This window comes from Nocardiopsis chromatogenes YIM 90109, assembly GCF_000341185.1.
Lineage (GTDB): Bacteria > Actinomycetota > Actinomycetes > Streptosporangiales > Streptosporangiaceae > Nocardiopsis_A > Nocardiopsis_A chromatogenes.
Window position 1 is genome coordinate 22,273 of the sequence record NZ_ANBH01000034.1, and the last position, 19,615, is coordinate 41,887.

21 protein-coding genes are annotated in these 19,615 nt (G+C 70.9%); 10 read left to right on the plus strand and 11 right to left on the minus strand.

Annotated features, from left to right (window positions below; genetic code table 11):
* Positions 1-132 precede the first annotated feature (132 nt).
* The gene (locus D476_RS0103015) at positions 133-990 is read left to right on the plus strand and encodes an urea carboxylase-associated family protein (RefSeq protein ID WP_017622508.1); all 858 of its coding nucleotides are present in this window, start codon (positions 133-135) and stop codon (positions 988-990) included.
* On the opposite strand, the gene D476_RS0103020 is transcribed toward D476_RS0103015, so the two are convergent.
* The 4 genes from D476_RS0103020 to D476_RS0103040 form a co-directional block, all read right to left on the minus strand.
* Positions 987-1,529: a DoxX family protein gene (locus D476_RS0103020; protein ID WP_239648580.1), complete on the minus strand. Its 543-nt coding sequence runs from the start codon at positions 1,527-1,529 to the stop codon at positions 987-989. The two genes, D476_RS0103015 and D476_RS0103020, sit on opposite strands and share 4 nt — an antisense overlap.
* 246 nt (positions 1,530-1,775) lie before the next feature.
* Entirely contained in the window at positions 1,776-2,015 is a 240-nt protein-coding gene (locus D476_RS0103025; protein WP_017622510.1) for a DUF7683 domain-containing protein, read from the minus strand.
* Positions 2,016-2,048: 33 nt separating this feature from the next.
* Entirely contained in the window at positions 2,049-3,269 is a 1,221-nt protein-coding gene (locus D476_RS38380; RefSeq protein WP_204366953.1) for a colicin E3/pyocin S6 family cytotoxin, read from the minus strand.
* A gap of 350 nt (positions 3,270-3,619) precedes the next feature.
* On the minus strand, positions 3,620-3,970 hold the full coding sequence (locus D476_RS0103040) for a hypothetical protein (protein WP_152529195.1): 351 nt from the start codon (positions 3,968-3,970) through the stop codon (positions 3,620-3,622).
* Positions 3,971-4,013: 43 nt separating this feature from the next.
* Here D476_RS0103040 and D476_RS0103045 point away from each other — a divergent pair, with 43 nt between their 5' ends.
* Positions 4,014-4,481 carry a hypothetical protein gene (locus D476_RS0103045; RefSeq protein ID WP_017622512.1) on the plus strand — a complete coding sequence of 156 codons (468 nt, stop codon included), beginning with the start codon at positions 4,014-4,016 and terminating at the stop codon, positions 4,479-4,481.
* A gap of 12 nt (positions 4,482-4,493) precedes the next feature.
* Here D476_RS0103045 and D476_RS0103050 read toward each other — a convergent pair whose 3' ends face one another.
* On the minus strand, positions 4,494-5,399 hold the full coding sequence (locus D476_RS0103050; protein ID WP_017622513.1) for a DUF3592 domain-containing protein: 906 nt from the start codon (positions 5,397-5,399) through the stop codon (positions 4,494-4,496).
* A 169-nt stretch (positions 5,400-5,568) separates the two neighbouring features.
* The gene (locus tag D476_RS31920) at positions 5,569-6,228 is read right to left on the minus strand and encodes a DUF1152 domain-containing protein (RefSeq protein ID WP_204366954.1); all 660 of its coding nucleotides are present in this window, start codon (positions 6,226-6,228) and stop codon (positions 5,569-5,571) included.
* A gap of 378 nt (positions 6,229-6,606) precedes the next feature.
* On the opposite strand from D476_RS31920, the gene D476_RS0103060 reads away from it, so the two are divergent.
* Together D476_RS0103060 and D476_RS0103065 are read left to right on the plus strand one after the other, a co-directional pair.
* Complete coding sequence (locus D476_RS0103060) at positions 6,607-7,266, plus strand: hypothetical protein (RefSeq protein ID WP_017622515.1); 660 nt, start codon at positions 6,607-6,609, stop codon at positions 7,264-7,266.
* Positions 7,267-7,308: 42 nt separating this feature from the next.
* Positions 7,309-7,710 carry an Imm7 family immunity protein gene (locus tag D476_RS0103065; protein ID WP_017622516.1) on the plus strand — a complete coding sequence of 134 codons (402 nt, stop codon included), beginning with the start codon at positions 7,309-7,311 and terminating at the stop codon, positions 7,708-7,710.
* A gap of 301 nt (positions 7,711-8,011) precedes the next feature.
* Here D476_RS0103065 and D476_RS0103070 read toward each other — a convergent pair whose 3' ends face one another.
* Positions 8,012-8,899 carry a hypothetical protein gene (locus D476_RS0103070; RefSeq protein ID WP_026123174.1) on the minus strand — a complete coding sequence of 296 codons (888 nt, stop codon included), beginning with the start codon at positions 8,897-8,899 and terminating at the stop codon, positions 8,012-8,014.
* 177 nt (positions 8,900-9,076) lie between these two features.
* On the opposite strand from D476_RS0103070, the gene D476_RS0103075 reads away from it, so the two are divergent.
* The 6 genes from D476_RS0103075 (at position 9,077) to D476_RS0103100 (ending at position 15,269) form a co-directional block, all read left to right on the plus strand.
* Positions 9,077-9,838: a hypothetical protein gene (locus tag D476_RS0103075; RefSeq protein ID WP_017622518.1), complete on the plus strand. Its 762-nt coding sequence runs from the start codon at positions 9,077-9,079 to the stop codon at positions 9,836-9,838.
* Between the two features lie 211 nt (positions 9,839-10,049).
* On the plus strand, positions 10,050-11,600 hold the full coding sequence (locus tag D476_RS0103080; RefSeq protein ID WP_017622519.1) for a hypothetical protein: 1,551 nt from the start codon (positions 10,050-10,052) through the stop codon (positions 11,598-11,600).
* Complete coding sequence (locus D476_RS0103085; RefSeq protein WP_017622520.1) at positions 11,597-11,992, plus strand: hypothetical protein; 396 nt, start codon at positions 11,597-11,599, stop codon at positions 11,990-11,992. The genes D476_RS0103080 and D476_RS0103085 overlap by 4 nt, the downstream gene beginning before the upstream one ends.
* Before the next feature lie 850 nt (positions 11,993-12,842).
* Positions 12,843-14,225 carry a hypothetical protein gene (locus D476_RS0103090; protein ID WP_017622521.1) on the plus strand — a complete coding sequence of 461 codons (1,383 nt, stop codon included), beginning with the start codon at positions 12,843-12,845 and terminating at the stop codon, positions 14,223-14,225.
* A complete protein-coding gene (locus D476_RS0103095) occupies positions 14,222-14,791 on the plus strand; it encodes a hypothetical protein (RefSeq protein ID WP_017622522.1) in 570 nt (189 codons plus the stop codon). Before D476_RS0103090 ends, D476_RS0103095 begins: the two co-directional genes overlap by 4 nt.
* A 91-nt stretch (positions 14,792-14,882) precedes the next feature.
* A complete protein-coding gene (locus D476_RS0103100; RefSeq protein WP_239648581.1) occupies positions 14,883-15,269 on the plus strand; it encodes a hypothetical protein in 387 nt (128 codons plus the stop codon).
* A 72-nt stretch (positions 15,270-15,341) separates the two neighbouring features.
* Here D476_RS0103100 and D476_RS0103105 read toward each other — a convergent pair whose 3' ends face one another.
* From D476_RS0103105 to D476_RS35425, 4 genes are all read right to left on the minus strand, one after another.
* Positions 15,342-16,025 (minus strand): hypothetical protein, encoded by a 684-nt coding sequence (locus tag D476_RS0103105; RefSeq protein ID WP_017622524.1) that lies wholly within the window; start codon positions 16,023-16,025, stop codon positions 15,342-15,344.
* A gap of 23 nt (positions 16,026-16,048) precedes the next feature.
* Positions 16,049-17,497, minus strand: coding sequence for a C2 family cysteine protease (locus D476_RS0103110; protein WP_026123177.1), 1,449 nt, complete (start codon positions 17,495-17,497; stop codon positions 16,049-16,051).
* A 281-nt stretch (positions 17,498-17,778) separates the two neighbouring features.
* Complete coding sequence (locus D476_RS0103115) at positions 17,779-18,237, minus strand: hypothetical protein (protein ID WP_017622525.1); 459 nt, start codon at positions 18,235-18,237, stop codon at positions 17,779-17,781.
* On the minus strand, positions 18,237-19,478 hold the full coding sequence (locus tag D476_RS35425; RefSeq protein ID WP_026123178.1) for a hypothetical protein: 1,242 nt from the start codon (positions 19,476-19,478) through the stop codon (positions 18,237-18,239). Before D476_RS35425 ends, D476_RS0103115 begins: the two co-directional genes overlap by 1 nt.
* Between the last annotated feature and the right edge of the window lie 137 nt (positions 19,479-19,615).

Consider the following 19,615-nt stretch of genomic DNA (forward strand, 5'->3'; position numbering starts at 1 on the left):
ACACCCTGGTGCGGGGTCCGACCAGATGTCCGGAACGGGAATCTCCGGGCCGCGGCGGCACCTGGTGCGCCCGGTGCCCGGGATGCGATCATGCGCCCGCGGGACCCGTGTGACCGAGCGGAGGGCAGACCCATGGGCCGACCGGAAGCCGCCTACCGGGCATCGGCGGGAGGCGCCCTCGACGTCGACCGCGCCTTCTACGACCGGGTCGCGGCCGCCGGGCGGGAGGAGGTCGGCGCCTTCGATATCCCCATCCGCTCCGGCCGGGCCTGGGAGGTGCCGCGCGGACACCTGTGCCGCCTCGTCACCGTGGAGGGGCCGCAGGTCGGGGACTTGAACCTGTGGAACCGGCACGACCCCCGGGAGCGGCTGTGGGCCTCCCGCACCCGCCAGCTCCAGCGCGCGCACGTGAGCACCTACGACCGCCTGTGGTCGACGCTGCCGTTCCTGCGCCCGATGGTCACCGTCACCTCGGACACGCTGGCCGGCTACGGCACGGACGCCGAAGGGGGCAGGGTGCACGACCTCCTCGGGACCCGGTGCGACCCCTACGTGAACCGGATGCTGACCGGCGAGGACTTCGACCACCACTGCCACTCCAACCTCGTCCGCGCGGTGCAGCCCTACGGGCTGACCGAGTTCGACGTGCACGACGTGCTGAACGTCTTCCAGTGCACGGGGCTCAACGACGAGGACCGGTACTTCATGAAGGCCAGCCCGGCGCGGCCGGGGGACCACTTCGAGTTCTTCGCCGAGATCGACCTGCTGTGCGCGCTGTCCACCTGCCCGGGCGGCGACCTGTCCGTGCCCCTGTGGGGGCCGGACGCGCGCGACCCGGTGGACGTGTGCCGCCCCATCCGGGTCGAGGTGTACCGCCCGGACGAGGCCGCCCTGCAGGGATGGAGCCCGCCGCCCCGGGCGCAGTACGCCGGAGCCCACGGCCTGAGGCCGCAGACCTGGGCGGAGACGGCGGAGCGGGCCGAGGCCTAGCGTTCCCCGTCCTCGGACCCCTTGCCGTCCTCCGCCGCCAGCGTCCTGCGCTTGCGGGCGACGACGAGGGCGACGGCGGGAGGCACGGCGGCGATGGCGGCGGCGCGCATCCACGGCCGGTCGAGGACGTGCCCGGTGGCGTGGTCGACGGACACGCGCCCCGGGCCGCCCGCGATGAGCGAGACGGCGGCCAGCCCCAGCAGGCCGGGGTACTCCAAGCCGCCCTCGGTGTTGAAGAAGCCGTTGGGGGCGTGCATCTCGGCGGCGACGCCCATGGTCCCGGCGACCGCGGCGCCCCCGGCGGGCGTGGCGAGCCCGAGGACCAGAGCGGCGCCGCCGACGGTCTCGGAGAGCCCGGCCACCAGCGCGGTGGCACCGCCGGGCCGGTAGCCCATGGCGTGGAAGCCCTCGGCGGTGCCCTTGAGCCCACCGCCGCCGAACCACCCGAACAGCTTCTGGGCCCCGTGCGCGAACAAGGTGGCCCCGAGCCCGGCCCGGAGCGCGCAGACGGCGACGTCGCCCATATCGACACGTCCCACCGTGGATCCCCCCGATCTCACCATCCCGCCCCGTCCCCCACGGCGCGGTTCCCCCACAGTCCTGTACCCGACCGGGCACCGCCCGAAAATCACCGAAGTCGGAGGGGGAGGCCCACACCGGACCGAAGCGGATGCCCCTCGGTAGGCGGCCCCGCTCGCACGCCTACGGCCGCGGCCGCTCCACGGGCGGTATCCCCGCCCGATTCCTCGTCACGGGGCCACACCCGGGTCTCGTCCACGGCCGGTTCACTCTCCGCCGGAGGCCTCAAGCGTGTAGTCGAGGCCGGGGCGGATCTCGAAGCCGGCCAGGCGGGCGGCCTCGTGAAGGGGCTCGCCCTCCAGGTCGTAGACGAACAGCAGGTCCCCATCGCCTTCGGTGTCGAGGAACCGGGCCAGCGCGCGTGCCGATTCCTCGTCGATGGGCGTGCTCCACACCTGCCATTCCGTCTCGCGGTCGTAGCCGCAGATCTCACGTACCAGGTGCATTCCGGATCCTTCGCAGCATGCCGCACAGCACGGTCACGGTTCGACCTTGCGTTGCGGGTCGGCGGGCTTCGTCTCCTCACCGGTGGTGGCGTCGTACTCGCCCTGGTGTTTCCCGCGCTTGTTGTACTTCTCCACGGTGCCGTGCTGATAGTCCCATTCGTAGATGTTCCCCTCGTCGTCCTTCCAGCGGGCCCGCTTCTTGCCGCCGCCCTGCACCGAGGTCTTCGGCTTGACCTTCTTCGCTTTGGGGAACGCGGACAGGGAGGAGGGGGCCGGGTGGTAGCTGCACGCCGCCGGCTTCTTGTCCTTCTTCTTGCCCGCGGGAACGAAGAAGCCCGCCTCGGCGACGGTACCGGGACCCGACCGGGGAAGGGGGGCCGTGGAGGGGCCGATCGGAGCGAGGCCGGTCGCGGGGAGGCCGTCGACGGGCTCAGCCGCAACGGGATCGAGCACCAGGGTCCCGCCGACCACCGTGGCGCTGACCGGATGGAGGCGGCCGCCGGTCGCGCCGTCCACGGCCGCGTCGGCCAGCTCCTCGCAGGCGCTGAACGCGTCGTCGTACTTGCGCTGTGCCTCGGCGACCTTGGCCTTGCGCGTGTTCCTGAGCTTTTTGGCCTTACGCCAGCGGTTCCAGAGCTTGGTGATCTTGGGGATGTTCTTGACCAGCTTGGCGCCCTTGCCCCAAGGGGAGAACCCGACGACCGTCCACAGGCATGCGACCAGGTCGCCCTCGGTCAGGCAGGCCTTGGCGTCGTTGTAGCCGATGATGTCGGCGACGACGTCGAGGAGTTCGTCCCAGGGGTCGTCGACATCCTCCAGCGCCTGTTCGGCGTCGTCCAGCTCCTGTTCGGCGTCGTACAGCGCCTCCGCCAGAGCGGGGTCCCAGCCGTCATCCTCGTCCTCGGACGGGTCCTCTTCGCCTCCGGACTCCTCCTCTTCGGAGCCCGCCTCTTCGGAACCCTCCTCTTCCGACCCGTCGCCCTCCCCGGAGCCCTCTCCGTCACCACCGTCGTCCTGGGAGCCGTCACCGCTCCCGTCGGCCGACCCCCCGCCCCCGGAATCCGGTCCGCCGCCGAACTGTTCGCAGTCCTGACGTTCGGGGTCGACGCGGCACAGAGCGGCGATGTAGAGCTCCTGGGTGCGCGTGGGAAGCCCGAACGCGAACACGGCCACGACGATCGTGGCGACGAGCAGGATCAGGGCCCCGTACTCGACCTTGAATCCGCCGTGCTCGGCTTTCCAGACCCAACGCATGTCCTGTGATCCCCCGTGGTCACCGTCTACAGGTCCGCCCATATGGACAGGGCGTCGGAGCGACACAACAAACTATGAGGGGGCCGAGCGGGGGAACAGTGTCTGCGGGCCCAAATTGAGGGGGTATGGGCCCAAATCGACGCCCGTGTACGCGGGAGGGCGGGTTCGTCTGGCCGCGGGTGCCGGGCCCACCCGTGCCCCGACGTGGCCGTGGATGCGGAGGACGGGGAGACGAAGACCTCGGCGGACGGGGGACCGGCCTGCCGGTTCACGATCGACAGGTCCGGTCCCCGTGGAGCCGCCGGTCGCGGACCGGCAAGGAGGATCCCGGGGCCCCTCCCGGGCGGAGGTCAGCCCACGTAGGTGAACCGGCAGATGTCCAGGGAGTCCGCCGGTTCGGCCAGATGTTCCAGGGCGAGGCGGATCCGCGCCGGGGCGGCCTCCTTCGGCAGGTCCCAGACGGCGTAGGGCGGGTCGTCGGCGGCGAGGAGGTCGATGGGGCGGACTCCGGCGTCGTACAGGTCGGAGATGAGCCGCACGGTGATGTCGATGAAGCGGTTCTCCTGTCCGGGGCGCAGGGTTCCCCCGGCCCCGCCCTGGACGGGGTGGAAGGGGACCCAGTCCTCCTTCGCGTAGGAGATGGGATAGTCCAGCTCTTCGCGGTACTCGGCGGTGTCGACGCGCATGTCGGTGTCGGTCACGGCCCGAACCTCGGGGCGGGGCGACCGGCGGGGGAAGGAGATCATGAGCTGGACGGGCGTGTGGGCGGTCGGGGCCGTCCCGTTGACGAGGGCCGCTGAAGGCGACGGGGAGGCCCCACCGGGTCCCGGTGCGCCCGGCGACCGCGCCGAGGCGCTGCTGGACCTCATGGGATCGGACGCGGCTGCGACGGCCCCGTTCGTGGCCACGGCGCGCAAAGCGGACCCGGCGGCGGCGCTGGCCTCCGCGCTCGGTGGCGTCCTCCCGGGATCGGGGGGCGACTTCGTCGCCTCCCCAGCGGAGGTTCCCGGGATCATGGCCGCCCTGACGGCGGTCGCCTCCCCGGGAACCGAGGAGCGGGACCGCCTGTGCGAGGAGGCGGGGGCCTGGATGAAGGCCCACGGCGACGAACCGGACCTCCGTCCCGAAGAAGCCGTTGACGGTCTGTTCACGGTCATGGAGGCGGCGATGCGGCACGGACAGGCCGTGGCGGGGGTGAGCCTGCGCTACTGAGGTGCGGCGGCCTCACAGGTACAGCACGATCACCACGCCCACGGCGATGAACACGATGCCGATGAGGAGGCCGAACAGCGGGGCCTTTGCCGAACCGGCGTTCTTCCCTACGGCGATCTCAGCCGGGTCCGACGGGTCATAGGCGATGTCGATCTGCTGACCGGGCGCGTAGCGGGTCGTGCTCGTCGCCATGGGCGCCTTGCGATGGACCTGGCGGCCGTCCGGGAGCTGGAACAGCACCGTGTACGGATACACCGTGACCATTCGGTGGTTCGTGCTGCTCCCCGGATTCTGGCGGACCCACTCCTCCCAGGAGTGCGTCACCGCGGCCACGGCGTGCTCCGGGTTCCGGCGCAGTCCGCTCTGGTCCCTCCACGTCCACGCCGACGAGAGGCATGCCAGCAGCCCCGCCACCGCGAACATGCCGCCGAACACCGGGTTCTCCGCTTCGCCTAGCCGGTCGCGGAACAGGAACAGGACGATCATCGCGACGACGATCACCGTGAACAGCGCCTTCTGCACGACGCTCCGCAGCGGGCTCTCCTCTCTCGGAGCAGGCGCCCCCGCGATCGGGTGCAGGTACGGGTTGTCCACGATCTCCGCGTTCTCCGGGTCGTCAGGGTCGAACAGGACCGTCACCCGCCACCCCGGCACCGGGACGATCCCACCGAACCCGCGGGCGAACTCCCGGACGTGCTCCTGCCCCGACGGTGTCGCGAACCGCAGCTGTACCGCGTGCTCGGTCCGCTGGGGCGGCGAGAGCGGTGCCACCCCGACGACCTCCGCCTCCGCACGCACGCCCTTGAGGTTCCTCGTGCGCCGCCGCATTGCCGAGCGCGCGGACATGAACAGCCGGTACAGGACGTAGGCCCCGACGGCGACGGCGACGAGAAGGGTGGGAAGCGGAATATCGGGCACAGGCCGGTCCTCGGAAAAACGCGGGGGAGACGGGGCCGTCGGTCGAGCGGCTGCCAGGGCGACGAAGCGGGCTGATCCTAACAACCGGTCCCTAAGAGGCGGTATGGGGCGACCTCTGGCCGCGTGCGGCCAAACCCCGCCTCCGGGTCGTGCACCTGTCCATCCGGGATCAATGGGGGAGCGGACGCGAGGGGCGGTGTCCGTCCAATGCGAACAGGTGTGCCTCCACCGCTGCCTGCACCTCCCTGAAGGTCTCGGTCGCCGCGACCCTGTCCAGGTACAGGCAGTGCTCGGCCACGGTCGGCAGCTCGAATGCGAAATAGATCCCCATCAGCGGGTTGATGAACAGCTCTCCGCCCGCGGTCCTGCGCGTGAACCGCACGTCCCCGAACTCGCCGCGCACCGCCGCCGCGATCGACCCGTTCACGATGCTCGCCCTTCGCGGCGTCATTTCCTGGGCGTGTTCCACCGCCTCCAGGAAGGCGGCCCCTTCCTCGCTGCTCTTCGGAACCGAGAATGCCCCCAGGTACCCGCCCGCCCTTTCCAAGGCCGCGACATTCTCCAGGAACAATGCGTGTGAGACTCCGTGGTAGGCGTCCACGCCGAATCCGATGCAGCAGACCAGCCGGACCGGCACCTCGTCCAGTCCCGCCAGCGCGGCCAGGCTGGAGATGTCCTCCTCAGGCGTCCCGAGTCCGGCCTCGTCGCCCCGCATGAGGATGTCGGTCCCGCCGTCGACCAGCACCACGGCGTCCACCTCCAGGCCGCGTACCAGTGCCCGGTAGGACTCCCGGAGGGGGCGTGCCCCCGTGCGACGGAGAGCGTGCACGGTGGAGGGCAGTCCCCGTGAAGCCAGCCACCGGGCCAGCGTCCGTTCGGGGAAGTAGTCCGGGGCCCGGGCGAGTCCGGGGCGACTTCGGCGGCGTCGGGAGCGACCCAGGCCAGCTCGGGATCGAGTCGGCTGAAGCTCAGGTTCGCCAGGTGGACCTGTCGCCCGCCAGCCCGCAGCGCGAGGGCCAGGGGCAGCCCTGCATAGATGTCGAAGCCGCCGCCCGCCCCGGCGATGAGCACCGACCGTGCCCCGGCCAACCGGGCGAACAAGGGGTTCTCGCGCAGAGAAGTCATGGCCCCGGATCCTAGGCGTGGCGAATCGGCCCGTGCGGGGGCTGCGCGCCCTCCGCTGCCGTTGTCAGGGCATCGTGGTCACATGACCGACGAGCCCGGGGGCGACGACGGCTCCACGCTCGCCTTCGGCCGCAGGCCGGGCGGGAACGGGCCTCGGCTGCGTGAGTGGCGTGCTCGGGGAGGCACCATGCGACAAGAGGAATACTCGCCTGTCGGACGCGGCCCGCAGCAGGTCCTCGACGATCTCGGGACACGGTCCCTGAGCAACGGTGAGCTGCTGTCCGTGAACACTTATGCCAAGACCCGCCTCGACTTCGGGGCGGGCGAGGAGCGACGCGCAGCCTGGGCGGAAGTGGCGCTGGCCGCCAGTGATCGACTCCTGTTCCACCCTGATCCGTACTGCGACCGCCTTAAGCGGGCGGCCGAGCAGTGCCGTATCCATCTCGCTGTGCGGCGCAAATGCCCCGAGGACCGTGAAGGGGGTCTCGGGCTCTCCTCCACCATGGCCGACATCGCCCTGCGCGAGCTTCCCGACGACCTCTCCGGGGTGGAACAGGACTGCGCTCGCTGGTGGCAGGATCCACGGGCCACGGTCGACGAGCGTGGGATCGAGAGGATCGCCCTCTTGAGGAACTACAAGAATCTCCTTTCGATGGTCCTGGAAGTCCCCTTGGAGGACTATCCCGACTGGGCTCGGGGCCGGATCGCGCGCTGGGCGGCGCTCCACCGCCGACTGCCGTGACCGCGGAGGACGGTTCCGCACAGGAAGCAGGGGAGAAAGGGCATGTTCGAGTTCCACGGCTGGCTGGCGATCAAGGGGCCGGACACGCCTGACGACGAGCCTGATCCGGAGGTCCTTCACCGCCTGGTGGAGTCCGCGTCCGGGGGATCGTCCCTGATCGACCTCCGATGGATCAACGGGGAGCTGTTCCTCCATGTGGGCGGCCTGCTCAACCGGCGTTCCTCCGAGGCGGACGAGGTGTTCGACCTCGTCGAACATATCGGATCCATCGCCCCCGGTTCCTACGGGCTGCTCTATTACCACGACGATGAGATGGCCAGGGACGACGGGAACGCCTTCCATGTCCTCGCCGTGAGACGCGGGCAGGTCACCGAGGAGAGCGACGGCCACCTGTCCCCGGTCATCCCACGCTTGGAGGGCCCCTCCTCCCCGACAGGCGGCTGACGGAGACGAGGCCCCTGCGCTCCGGCCGCGGAGGAGGGGTATGGGGCCGCCCGCGGGGATCTCCCGGTCGGGGACGGGGACCGGGAGCCCCTCATCCCCGCGGGCGGCCGGGGAGGCACCGGCCCCCGCGGGGAGGCGAAGGGGCCCGTGCACTGTGGCCGACGGGTCCAAGCCTCACCGATCCCGGTGGAGAAGTGGGGGAGGGTTTCGGGCCTGTGGACGAAGAGCTCCACACGGAACAGGGCCGCCCTCCGCTTGCGGAGAACGGCCCCGGGCCCTTTCGGAGACTCTGACGCTGTCGTCAGGCGGTGTCGAGGCTCTCCTGGATCGTGCCCGTGTTGTCCTCGGGCGGTGTGGACACCTCGAGCTCCTCGCCCCATGCGCTGTAGTGGACGGTGCTCACGGCCTCCTCGCCGTCGGGTGTGGCCATCTGGACGGTGAACTCCTCGGGCAGCCCCTTGGGCGTGACGCTGAGTTCCCAGGCCACCTCGTCGAGGCCCGCGTCGGCGGCGTTCTTGAAGTCGTCGTTGCCCTTGTCCGCCAGGTCGCGGGTCTTCGTCGTCCCGGTGAAGCGCGTCACCGGGCCGTTCTCGCCCTCATCGGACTCCGGGCCGCCGTCCAGCTCGCCCAGGGCGACGACGTCCATGCTGGAGCTCCCGGCGGCCTGCTCCAAGGAGGCGTTGACCTCCTTGTGCATGATCCGGAAGATCTCCGCGAAGGGGCCGAGGTCCTCTTCGGCGCCGTCGATCTCCTCGGCCGTGAGCCGCATCCAGTCCTTCTCCCCGACGAGCGGTTCGCCCTCCAGCATCATGTAGACCACGCCGTCGGACACCACGGTGTGCGCCGTCTCGGGTTCGTCACCGCTGTTGTCCACGGTGGTCATCTGCGCCGCCGGAGGGTCGGTCAGCAGCAGCGACATGGTGACGTCCTCGATGGAGGCGCCCTCCTCCTCCGCCTCCTCGGGCTCCACCGTCATGGTGACCTCGACGGAGAGGGCCTCCTGCATGCGGTCCTGGACGAGCGTCGCGAGCTCGTCGGGGGCGTCCGGCAGTTCGACGTCGTCCATCTCCGCGGGCGCGACGGGGGAGGGCTCCGGCTCGGCGGGCTCCTCTTCTCCGCCGCCCTGGCAGGCGGTGGCGAGCAGGGCGGTGGCGAGGAGTGCGGCTGACCGGGGGACGCGAGTTCTCATAGTGCCTGGAGCCTAACCGAGGGCCGTGAACGGGCGGCACCAGGGCGGTGGCCCATCCCGGTCAACGGCCCGCTCGGCCCCCTCGGTCGCCGCACTGGTGTCCGGGCCGGTCGGCGGGGCTGCGCTAGACTCCAGTGCCCCCGCTTCCGAAGCACCGTGAAGGTCGGAGTCCCCCCGATGAACGGATCCCTCCCCAAGGCCCTCCTTCTCCTGCCGGTCCTCCTGCTCGCAGGGTGCGTCAGCCCGCCGGACGGCGACGAGGAGCAGGCCGCGCCGCCCGCGTACGGCGGCGAGGAGGGCCCCGGCCGGTTCGACGGCGTCGCGGCGGACCGGGGAGAGCGCGGTGGGCCCGTCGGGGGCGACCTCCAGGTCGCCGTCGTCCGGACCGAGGCCACCGCCAACGACACCGTCGAGCTGATGACGGGCGAAGAGCTCTCCGAGCCCGCCGGGGACAACGGGGCGGTCGCCATGGACTGGACCTCGCGCCTGAGCATCACCTTCGCATCGGCGGAGCGGTCCGGCGGGGACGTCGTCTTCAACGGGACCGCCTCCTACCTCCACGACGAGGGGTCCTACATCATCCACAGCCAGGACTTCACCGTCCTGGTCCCCGAGGAGGGGGACGCCGAGGGGGAGGAGGGCGGCGACGGGTTCGCCCCGTACACGGCCGGGGAGGACGAGGTCCTCGCCGAGCTGACGCCGGACGAGCCCACCGCGGACTTCTCTGTGGCGATCGCGGACGTCCCCGACGAGAGCGGCGCCGAGCGCTATGAGGGCGGCCTCACCGGCCGCTACATCCGCTACGAGACGCCCGTCGAGGTCTGGGGCCACACGGTCGAGCCGCCGATGGACATCATCCCCGGCCGGCTCTGCTACGCCGAAGGGCCGGACTGGCACGACGTGGAGCTGTTCGAGCAGCCCTCCATGCCCTGCGGGTGAGCGCACCCCGGGGCACCCCGGGCCCACGCGGGTGAACCCCGTATGACGCCGGGGCGGCCGACGGGCGAAGGCGAGTGGGCCGTTTCTGGGCCCAGAGTTGGGTTCTGGGGCTCTACTCGCCCGGGGAGCCCGAACCGTACCTTCGGCCAATGTCTCTCCTCACGAACCACCGACACGGCAGTGCAGGGGCGTCCCGCCAGGGAGCCGTGCGATGAGCGCGGCGCGCGGAGCCCCCGCGGCGCGCCGCAGGCGCCGTACGGTCCGGAACGACCGGGGAGCCGCGTTCACCGAGTACGGCGCGCTCATCCTGTGCGTGGCGGCCATCGCCGGCAGCGTCGTCCTGGTGGCGCCCTCCAGAACGGCCGACCTGTTCAGCACCGCCGTGTGCAAGATCCAGGAAGTGACCGGACTGGGCGGGGAGTGCGAGGAGGCCGAGGACGACCACATCCAGGCCGACCCCGACTACGACTACACCCCGGCCTACTGCGTCAAGGACGGGGAGAAGCAGACCTACGACGGGGCGGTCGACTTCGGCTTCTTCACGATCGGCCAGGACTACACCTATGCCCGGGAGGACCTGTCCAACGGCAAGGTCATCGTCACCTTCATGCCGACCACGCACGGCGGGATCAAGGCCGGGGCCGGCCTCGAGTTCGGCGCGAGCGAGGCCGCCCACGGCGGGGCGGACATCGAGGGCAGCGTCGAGGCCAAGCTCGGCTCGGGCATGACCTACATCTTCGACAGCGAAGAGGAGTTCGAGCGGTTCGAGGACGAGGTCAACGAGGCCATCGCGATGGAGACCAGCAGGCATTTCAACCCCACCGGCGACAGCATGATGCGGTTCGGCGACTGGCTCGGCATCGTCGACTACCCGGAGATCGAGCGCCAGCCGGACGTGCGCACCACGACGGTCGGCATCGACTCCGAGATCAACGGGAACATCGGCTTCTGGTCCGGGCCGCACGGCTCGGACAAGAAGGAGAAGGACGGCGAGTCCTGGACCATGAACCTGGGCGTCGAGGGGTCCGTCAGCTCGTCCGCGTCGCGCGACGTGTCCACCTGGTACTCGAACCCGGACAACATCCAGACCTCGGAGACCTATTCGTGGTCGGCCGAGGGCACCCTCGGCGCCACCGCGTTCAGCCCCCACATCGACGGAACGCTGAGCTGGAACGGCGGCACGCGGATCATGCGCAACGAGGACGGGTCCATCGCCAACATCCGCTACATCGCGGGCGCCGAGGGCAAGTTCAACTACGGGATCGACAAGACCGTCGGCACCAGGACCAATCAGGGCAACGGCTCGTTCGGCCAGGGGCAGACCCAGAGCGTCACGCAGATGGTCCAGGTGGACTTCGAGAACACCCCTGAGGAGCAGGCCGCGGCCGAGCAGCTGCTGGACGAGTACGGCCTGTTCCCGCCGCCGTACATGACCAACGCGATGGCCGAGCAGCTCGACGAGGAGGACTACGGCGGCGAGATCGTCGAAGAGCCGGGGCCGGACGCCGACCCGTGGGACGAGATCTTCTACCGCCGCGGCACCGCGTGGCAGTACGCCTCGGACAAGGAGATCGACAGCGGCTCCTTCGGCGCCTCGGTCAAGATGGGCCTGCAGTTCGGCGCCTCGGTGGAGTGGGAGCTGGAGGAGGGCCACACCAACCACGCGCTGATGCTGGACGCCCCGAACGACGAGGGCAGCCGCAGGTTCATCGACTACGCTGACTGCCTGTCCGACGAGTACACCCAGGAGGAGGGCGAATGAGGGCCGCAGCCGCGATCGGAGCAGCCGCGGGGGCCTGGCTGGTCCTCAACATCGCCATCGCGTTCGTCCCCCTCCTCGTGCCGCTGGAGATGCTCCAGGACGACATCGGCGAGTACGTGTGGTTCGCCCTTCCGCAGGCGCTCATCACCGCGGCGATGGTGCTCGTGGCGGGCCTGGTCTACGGCCGCGACGAGCTCCGGTCGGCCGCCGGCGCGGCGGTCGTGCTCGTCCCCCCGGCGGTCCACCTGGTGGCGGGGGCGGTGCTCGGCGTCACGGCCGGAACCGAGACGGCGATGAACACCGCCCAGGCGGTCTGCTCGGCCGCCGGTGCCCTGCTGGTCTACCTGCTCCTGCGCCCCGCCGAGGCGCCCATGCGGCTGTCCTCCCGCTGACCTGAGCGCCTCCGGGGCGTCCTCCCCTCGGGGGAGGGCGCCCCTTCGCGCGTTCCCCGCCCCGTGCCGATGGGCCGGGATTGGCAGGTTGAGGCCACCGTTCGGGGGTGGTGGGCCCTTCCTGTGACGAATAGGGTCCAAAGGCCCAAGGAGGGCCTAAAAGACACCCGAGTCGGCCATGGGCGGCGGATGGGTGGGTGCGGGCGCAGGGACCCCCGCGTCGGGGGAGCCGGAACCGCGCCGTCTGCGTCGAATCCGGTAAGGACGGCACGAAAGGGAGTGGGTTGTGGGTAGGGGACGACGTCGGACCATAGGCGGGGTCGTTCTGGGCCTGGCCATCGGAGTGGCCCTGGGAGTCTCCCTGGACAGCGTGGCCTTGGGGGCCGGACTGGCGGTGGCCTTCGCGGTCGCCTTCGGGGCCGGGTTCGGAGGCCGTACACGGGGGTGACCGCACGCCCCGGGTGCGGCCGTCCGGTCCCCGTCGGAAGGCGAATTCATGATGAATGGACGGGGAAGGCCTACGGGGGCGGGGGTTGCCCCGCCATTGAATTCCGGACGCGGGGCCTAGTGGGCCCCTGGTCCCGCGTCTCCTTCCAGAGTCCCACTCTTCGCCTGTGACCAGCGGTGATATCGGCAAACGGGGACGTGCTCCACCTGCCCGCGCGTTTCCCGGTCCTACGCGGGCCCACGCCGGTGGTGCATTCCTTGGGACTGATGTCCTCGCCAATCGGAGCCTAATGTCTCTCCCGCTCGGTGATTTTCCGGGAAACGGGGCGGGAGGGTTCCTGTGGGCAGGGGAGTACGGGGTCCGTGCGGGGATGCCGGGGCGTCGGCCACCGAATACGCGGCCGTGGTCCTCTTGGTGGCGTCCCTGGCCGGTGCGGTCGCCCTGGTCGGGGTGCCCGGGCGCGTCGGCGGGCTCGTCGAATACGGGGTATGCCTGATCACCGGGGGCGAGGACTGCTCCATCGGCGGTGAGGAGGCCGACCCGCCGAACGACGAGGCGTACGTGCCCCCGCGCTGCGAGGTGCTCCAGACGCAGGACAAGGCCGGGTACTCGCTCTACGTCGGCATCTTCAAGTTCGGCGAGGAGTACGCCTTCATGGAGCAGCAGATGGCCGACGGCACCTACCGCATGACGATCATGCCGCACAACGCCGAGATCGGCGTCGAGGGCAAGGCGTTCGAGTTCAAGACCGAGGGCGGGAAGAACGTGCAGCTCGGGGCGGAGGCGAAGATCGGCGCCTACCTCAAGGCCGGGGTGGGCGACACGTGGGTCTTCACGGACAAGGCCGAGGCCGACTCCTTCAAGGACGACATCATCGAGAACCAGATGGCCATGGACACCATGGCGCGCAACCCCGGGGCGGGCCTCTACTACGCCCTCAACCCGCCCCCGGAGATCCCCGACCCCGGCATCACCACGGCCACCCTGCGCCTGGAGGCCGGCGCCAACGCAGAGGCCGGAGCGCGGGTCAAGACCTCCACCGCCGAGCAGTACTGGGACACCGGCACCGGACTGAACGGCAAGGTCCGCGTCGGCGGGCAGGTGGCGGTGCGGACCGACGACCGGGACCCGGACAACCCGCTCACCGGGACCACCTACCAGGTCGACGGCCAGGTGGGGGTGGGCTCCGAACTCGGCGGGGCGGGCGCGGAGAACCTGCACGACTGGTCCGGGGCGGTACGGGTGATGCGCAACGAGGCCGGAGAGCCCGTGGAGATCGTGTACACCACCACCGTCGACTCCTCCATCGTCAGCAAGGACCGGCTCGGCAACAAGCGCAAGCAGGGCAAGGGCGGGCTGAAGGACAAGGAGGCCGACGCGCTCCTGCAGGAGACCCGGACCACCTTGAGGCTCGACACCCCGCAGGAGCGGGCCCTCGCCGATCGGTACCTCCAGGAACAGGGCCTGACCGCGATGCCGACCATGGCCTTCAGCCAGCTCTTCGACGACGGGAGCGACCTGCTGAACGAGCCCCCGGAGGGCAGCGGCGAGTTCGAGCGGCTGCTGTACGACAAGGCGACCGTCTCCAACACCGTGCAGGAGAAGACGACCGATGCGGCCGCCTTCGGCGGCAAGATCGCCCTCGGGATGGGGCTGGGACTGAAACTGTCCACCGAGTCCTCCGAGTCGCACACGGTCGAAGCGGAGTACCTGGGGGCGCCGCGTCCCGACGGGAGCCGCCCCTTCCTCGAATTCCCGGACTGCCTGTCGGAGGAGTCCGAATGAGCCGCCGGACACACGCCTTCCTGCGCGCCGCGTCACGCGCCCGCGTCCTCACCGCGGCGGGGCTCGGGGTGCTCGCCGCCGCGGCCTGCGCACCGGGGACGGACCCGCGGCCGGTCGCCGACGGGGTCCCGGTCGCCTTCACCCCGCCGCAGGGCTGGGACGAGGGCAGGCCGCCGGAGGGGGAGGCCGGGGAGGCCGATCCGGTGGTCTACACGGCGTCCCCCGGAGGCGGCGGGGACGGCGGGCTCTACGTCCAGTCCTTCGAAGGGCGGGTGAGCACCGTCGAAGCAGGCGTCGGCATCGCCCGTGCCGCGCAGGAGGCCCGGTGGAGGGACTATGCCGACCAGGCCCCGGCCGAGATCGAGGTGGACGGCGCCGACGCCGCGCGGCGGATCGACTACACCTATACCTGCGGCGGCGAGGAGGACGGGGGCGGGGAGTGCGCGGGCGCGGCCTTCGTTCTGCACCGCGACCGCGACATGTACCTGGTGCGCCTGAGCTGGCGGGAGGGCGACGAACCCGAAGGCGGGGCCGACGGGTTCCAGGAGTCCCTGGCACTGCTGTGAGGGGCGGGCCCAGGGCCCGACAGCTGTGGGCGGGAAGGAGATGCCTGTGCGGGCGTTCGGATGGTGCTCCGCGGTCATCGCGGGAGGCTTTGTGGTGACGCTGGTCGGCTACACCCTGATCGGCGCGGCGGCGGCGATCTCGGCGGTCCCCCAGGACGCCGCCTCGTCGGGGGCGGCACCGGGCGGGGCGACCGGCGGGGCCGCGGCCGTCTCCACCGTGCTCAGCGCCGTGGCGCTGGCGGTGCTGACCGGCGTGGCGGCGGTCCTCTGCGCCGCGCTGGCCCGGCGGAAGGCGGGCACGGGCGCGGTGGCCGCGGCGGCGGTGGGGGCCCTCGGGCCCCTGGCGGCGGTGGCCGCGACGCTCGCGCTGTTCCTCGACGGGGACGGGATGGCGTCGGCGGCGCTGCTGCACGCGGCGGCGGCCCTCGTCGGCTGCGGTGTCGGCGCGGTGGCCGGGGTACGGAGCGGGCCGCGCTGACACCGCGCGGGGGCACCGCGCGGGGGCACGTGCGGTGACGGTTGCGGCCCGTCGCCGCACCTGCGGGGAACGTCAGTCCGTGAACTTCAGGAAGACCGACTCCTTGCGCACCTCCACGGCCAACACGGTGCGACCGGCCACGTCGACCTCGTCTCCGGTCTCGACTTCGATCTCCTCGTCCTCATGCCCTTCGGCGGAGACCAGGATGCGTGCGACGCCGTCCAGGGAGGAACCGAGCGCGAAGGTGACGCCCTCCCTGGTGGTCCTGCGCCCCGGAAGGGCCGCGAACACCGCCGGGTCGTCGAAGGGGCTCCCGGAGGCGGACGCGTCCTCCGAGGGCTCGGGGGAGGGCGATGCGGCCCCGGAGGCGTCCGCCCCCTGGTCCCCGTCCCCGCCCTCGCCGTCGTCGACGGAGAGGGCCACGCCCTCCTCCTCCCGCTCGCCCTCGTCGACGCGGTGCACGGTGATACTGCGGTGCCCGGCCTCCACCGTGTCGCCCGCTCCGGCCCGGACCACCTCGATGCCGTCGATGTCGTCGGCCCCGAGGTGCAGGGCCGCGGTGCCGTCCGAGATGCTGCCGACGCCGATGGACAGGTCGCCCTCGGTGTACTGGGCGCCCTGGGAGATGTAGAGGTAGCCCTCGGGCAGGCCGCCGTCGGAGTCCTCGGGCTCCTCCGTGCAGCCGGCCGCCAGCGCGGCCGCGGCGGCCGCCGCCAGGAGCGCCGAGACGGCGCGACCGAGTGGGGACAGGGCCATGGCGCCACGCCTCCTATCCGGGGTCATCCGAGCTCCGCCGCGTGCAGAGCCTGGAAGTTCTCGTTGACCTCGTCGATGTCCAGCACGATCTCGGGGTGCTCCGTACCCCACGGATTGCGGATGGTGACGGTCCCGGCCTCCCGGTCCACGTCCTCCACGAAGTAGACGTGGGCCGAGACGAGCGTATCCGGTACCTCCTCCCCGTCCTCCCCGGTCCCACCGTTGTCGACGAGCTCGTAGCCGTCACCGTTGAGCGGGGTGGACAGGGTGATCGACTCACCGGACTCGAACTTGTCCGCCAGGCCGTCCATGGTGACGTCCTCCCACGGCGGGACCCAGTCGTCGGGTGCGTAGTCGGCCGTGTCGCCGCCGAAGGTGAGCATCGCCGATCCGGCGTGCCAGTCCTCCAGCCGGGAGTAGTCCCCGCCCTTCATCTGCGCGTACGCCTTCTCCAGGATGGCGGGCCAGATGACGGGCGGGTCCTCGTTGGAGGAGGCGAAGCCCGGGTCGCCCCGGGCGTCCACGGGCAGGTCGGGCGTGACGGTGATCGGGTCCGGATGGCCCGGGAACGTCACGGTATAGGTGCCGTTGACGTTCTCCTCGATCATGTCCTCGATCGCACCGGGGTTCTGGACCGCCATCGCCCCCATGGTCGCCATCACCCAGCAGTCGCCCAAGTCGCCCTGCCTGATGTGCTCCCACTGCACGGGGTCCTCGTCGCCGGAGCCGAACAGCGTGTAGTCGTCCAGCTCCTCGTACTCCAGGGAGGAGGGGGAGTTCCCGGCCGCCGCATCCCCGTTCACCTCGGAGAAATCGGGTTCGGTGAAGAAGTAGGCGTCGGACTCGTTGAGCTTGCGGAGGGTGTCGAGCTGGGCGGTCTGCCGCACGCTCTCCAGCCAGTCGAAGTACTCCTGCTCCATCGGCATCGGGCCGCTCTCGAAGAGCCGGTACAGGTCCTCCTCGGACATGTCCCTGACGACGGCGCCGAACTCCTCGTGGCTCAGGTCCTGGAAGACCTCCCACGCGCAGCCCGACACGAACCACGGGACCTCGTCGTCGGCGCTCCAGGTGGACAGGCACTCGTCCAGCTCCTCGACGGCGGCCTCGACCGCGTCGGGGTCGGCGTTGTCCGGATCGGCCCCCCGGGATTCGGGAGCGGGCGAACCGGCGGGGTGCCCGGGCGGCGGCGCGGGGTCGTAGTCGGAGTCGGAATCCGAGTCGGAGCCGCCGCCGTTCTGGTCGGGGGCGGCCTGGCCCCAGTACTCCGGTTCGTCTCCGCCCTCGTCGGGCGCCGCCGTGCCGTCGGAACCGGGGGCGCCGATGCGTTCCAGCCCGGTCTCGAAGAGGGCGGCCACCCGGGCGGGGATGCCCAGGCCGAAGACTCCGACAACGATGGCCGAGACGAGCAGGATGACCGCGCCGTACTCCAGGAAGGACGCACCGCGGTCGCCGTGTCTCCGTGGGGGGATCAAACGGAACCACCTGTGGGCTCGAAACCGCCGCCCCGCGGCGGTGGTGGAGGATGGTGTGAGTGAACGCTAAAACGTCGGCGAGCGGCGCTCCTAGGGCCCCGGGGCCCAAGTGCGTTCCGTGACGGGACGACTGCGGCCGAACGAGGAGGAAGGCGTGCGGCCGCCGGCCGGTCGTCCGGCTCGGGAAGGCGTCCGTGACCGCGTCGGGGGTGATCCTGCAGAAGGGGCTTCTCCCCGATGAGGCCGCCGGGGGGCGGCGGCCGGCCCTGCCGCGGACCGGCTCAGGCCCGGGTCTCCTGCCATCGCGCTCGGAGGTCGGTGCAGGCGATGGTCACGCGTCCCCATCGGAAGGCGATCTCGTGGGTGCAGCCCCCATCGGCGGGGAGGATCTCGTCGAGCACCACGTCGCCCAGCCCGACCAGGCCGTCCCCGTCGTCACTGTCGACGGTGAAGGCGTCGGCCCCCGTGTAGGTGAGCGTGAGGCCGGTGTCGTGCTTGAAGGGGTTGGGGGCGAAGCGGACGTGCAGCGGCCCGTCACCGTCGAGGGGCAGGTCCACCCGGGCGAGCTTCAGGTCCTTGACGCACCGGCGCGAGTAGTAGTCGTAGTGGTCGGGGTCGGAGGCGAAGGCCCGCGCGCCCTCGGGAAGGCCCGGCAGCAGCTCGGGGAGCCGTTCCAGATACCCCTGGGGATTGCTCCAGAACGAGCCCCCGCCCATCCTGTGCGCCTCCACGTACTTCACTAGCAGCCTCCCCCGAGGCGGTTGCGCTTCCAGTCGTCGCCCTTGATGCTGTCGCCCTCCTTGAGGCGGCCGGTCTTGCGCATGGTATCGACGGCGATGCCCTTGAGGCGGTTCTCCACCGCCTTGGGCACATCGGCGTCGCCCTTCTTGCCGTGCTTGTTGAACCAGCCGTTGCTGCCGTAGATCCCGACCTCTTGCCCCTTGTAGTAGACGTGGATCTCGAAGTCGACGTTCTTCCCCATGGGGAAGACGTCCTGGCGGGCCGTCCAGTCCCCGTCCAGGAGGTTGATGTTGTCGTCGAGGTTCTTCTTCTTGACCGGGACGACGGCGTCGGGCCCACCGGTGAAGAATCCGTCGTCGACGCCGGCGGAGGCGCCGGGGCCCGCGCCCGGGAGGGCGCCTCCGCCCCCGAGGGGGGTGAGGACCGGGCCGCCGTCCTCGACCGCGCCCGAGGCCGGGGTCCACACGAACCCCCGGGCGGGGACCGGGCAGGTGCGCGACACCTTGTTCTTGTCCGCGCGGCCCTTGATGTCGTCGACGGCCTGACGGGCGTTGGACAGGCGGGTCTTGGCCGCGGCCTTGGCCTTCTTGGCCTTGCGGTAGCGGTTCCAGAGTTTGATGATCCTGCCGGTGTTCTTGCCCAGCTTGTAGATCTTTCCGACGGCGGTGAAGCTCAGGGCGGTGCTCAGGCAGGCGATGATGTCGCCCTCGGTGAGGCAGGCCTTGGCGTCGGTATAACCGACGATGTCCTTGAGGATGTCCATCAGGAGGTCGTAGGTGTCGTCGGAATCGGCCGCGTCCATCTCGGCCTCGGCCGCGCTCAGCTCCTCGTACGCCTCGAGGAGGGCCTCTCCGTCCTCTTGCGAGTAGACCTCGACGGTCTTCTCGTCCTTCTCGTCCTCCTCGTCCTCCTCGGAGTCGTCGGAGTCCCCGCCTTCGGTGTCCTCCCCCTCCTCATCGCCGTCCGCGCCGTCCCCGGTCTCCTCCCCGTCCTCGGTGCCGTCCGCGTCCTGGCCGTCGTCGGAGCCGTCGCCCTGCTCCCCGTCGGGCGGGGGCGCCGCCGACGTCCCGCAGTCGTCCCTATCGGGGTCGATGGCGCACAGGGCGTTGATGTAGAGCTCCTGGGTCCGGGTGGGCAGGCCGAACGCCATCACCGCGGTCACGAGCGTGGCGACCAGGAGGATCACGGCACCGTACTCGGCCTTGAAGCCGCCCTGTTCGCTCCTTTGGACCCAGCGCATGAAAAGCCCCCTTCCCGATCGCCCCCGACGGCCGCGGTCGTCGTGACGACCGCGGCCTGAGAACGATAGGAAGGGGAGTCGACGGGCGATAAGAGCCCAGGGACCCCAATCAGGGCCTAATATCGCACAATGTGAAT

What these genes read in the sequence shown, in the direction of transcription:
- D476_RS0103065 (WP_017622516.1), top strand. Translation starts at nt 7,309, where the DNA reads ATGTTCGAGTTCCACGGCTGGCTGGCGATCAAGGGGCCGGACACGCCT.
- D476_RS0103085 (WP_017622520.1), top strand. Translation starts at nt 11,597, where the DNA reads ATGAGGGCCGCAGCCGCGATCGGAGCAGCCGCGGGGGCCTGGCTGGTC.
- D476_RS0103025 (WP_017622510.1), bottom strand. Translation starts at nt 2,015, where the DNA reads ATGCACCTGGTACGTGAGATCTGCGGCTACGACCGCGAGACGGAATGG.
- D476_RS0103060 (WP_017622515.1), top strand. Translation starts at nt 6,607, where the DNA reads ATGACCGACGAGCCCGGGGGCGACGACGGCTCCACGCTCGCCTTCGGC.
- D476_RS0103015 (WP_017622508.1), top strand. Translation starts at nt 133, where the DNA reads ATGGGCCGACCGGAAGCCGCCTACCGGGCATCGGCGGGAGGCGCCCTC.
- D476_RS0103075 (WP_017622518.1), top strand. Translation starts at nt 9,077, where the DNA reads ATGAACGGATCCCTCCCCAAGGCCCTCCTTCTCCTGCCGGTCCTCCTG.
- D476_RS0103105 (WP_017622524.1), bottom strand. Translation starts at nt 16,025, where the DNA reads ATGGCCCTGTCCCCACTCGGTCGCGCCGTCTCGGCGCTCCTGGCGGCG.
- D476_RS0103080 (WP_017622519.1), top strand. Translation starts at nt 10,050, where the DNA reads ATGAGCGCGGCGCGCGGAGCCCCCGCGGCGCGCCGCAGGCGCCGTACG.
- D476_RS35425 (WP_026123178.1), bottom strand. Translation starts at nt 19,478, where the DNA reads ATGCGCTGGGTCCAAAGGAGCGAACAGGGCGGCTTCAAGGCCGAGTAC.
- D476_RS0103045 (WP_017622512.1), top strand. Translation starts at nt 4,014, where the DNA reads ATGAGCTGGACGGGCGTGTGGGCGGTCGGGGCCGTCCCGTTGACGAGG.
- D476_RS0103095 (WP_017622522.1), top strand. Translation starts at nt 14,222, where the DNA reads ATGAGCCGCCGGACACACGCCTTCCTGCGCGCCGCGTCACGCGCCCGC.
- D476_RS38380 (WP_204366953.1), bottom strand. Translation starts at nt 3,269, where the DNA reads ATGCGTTGGGTCTGGAAAGCCGAGCACGGCGGATTCAAGGTCGAGTAC.
- D476_RS0103070 (WP_026123174.1), bottom strand. Translation starts at nt 8,899, where the DNA reads ATGAGAACTCGCGTCCCCCGGTCAGCCGCACTCCTCGCCACCGCCCTG.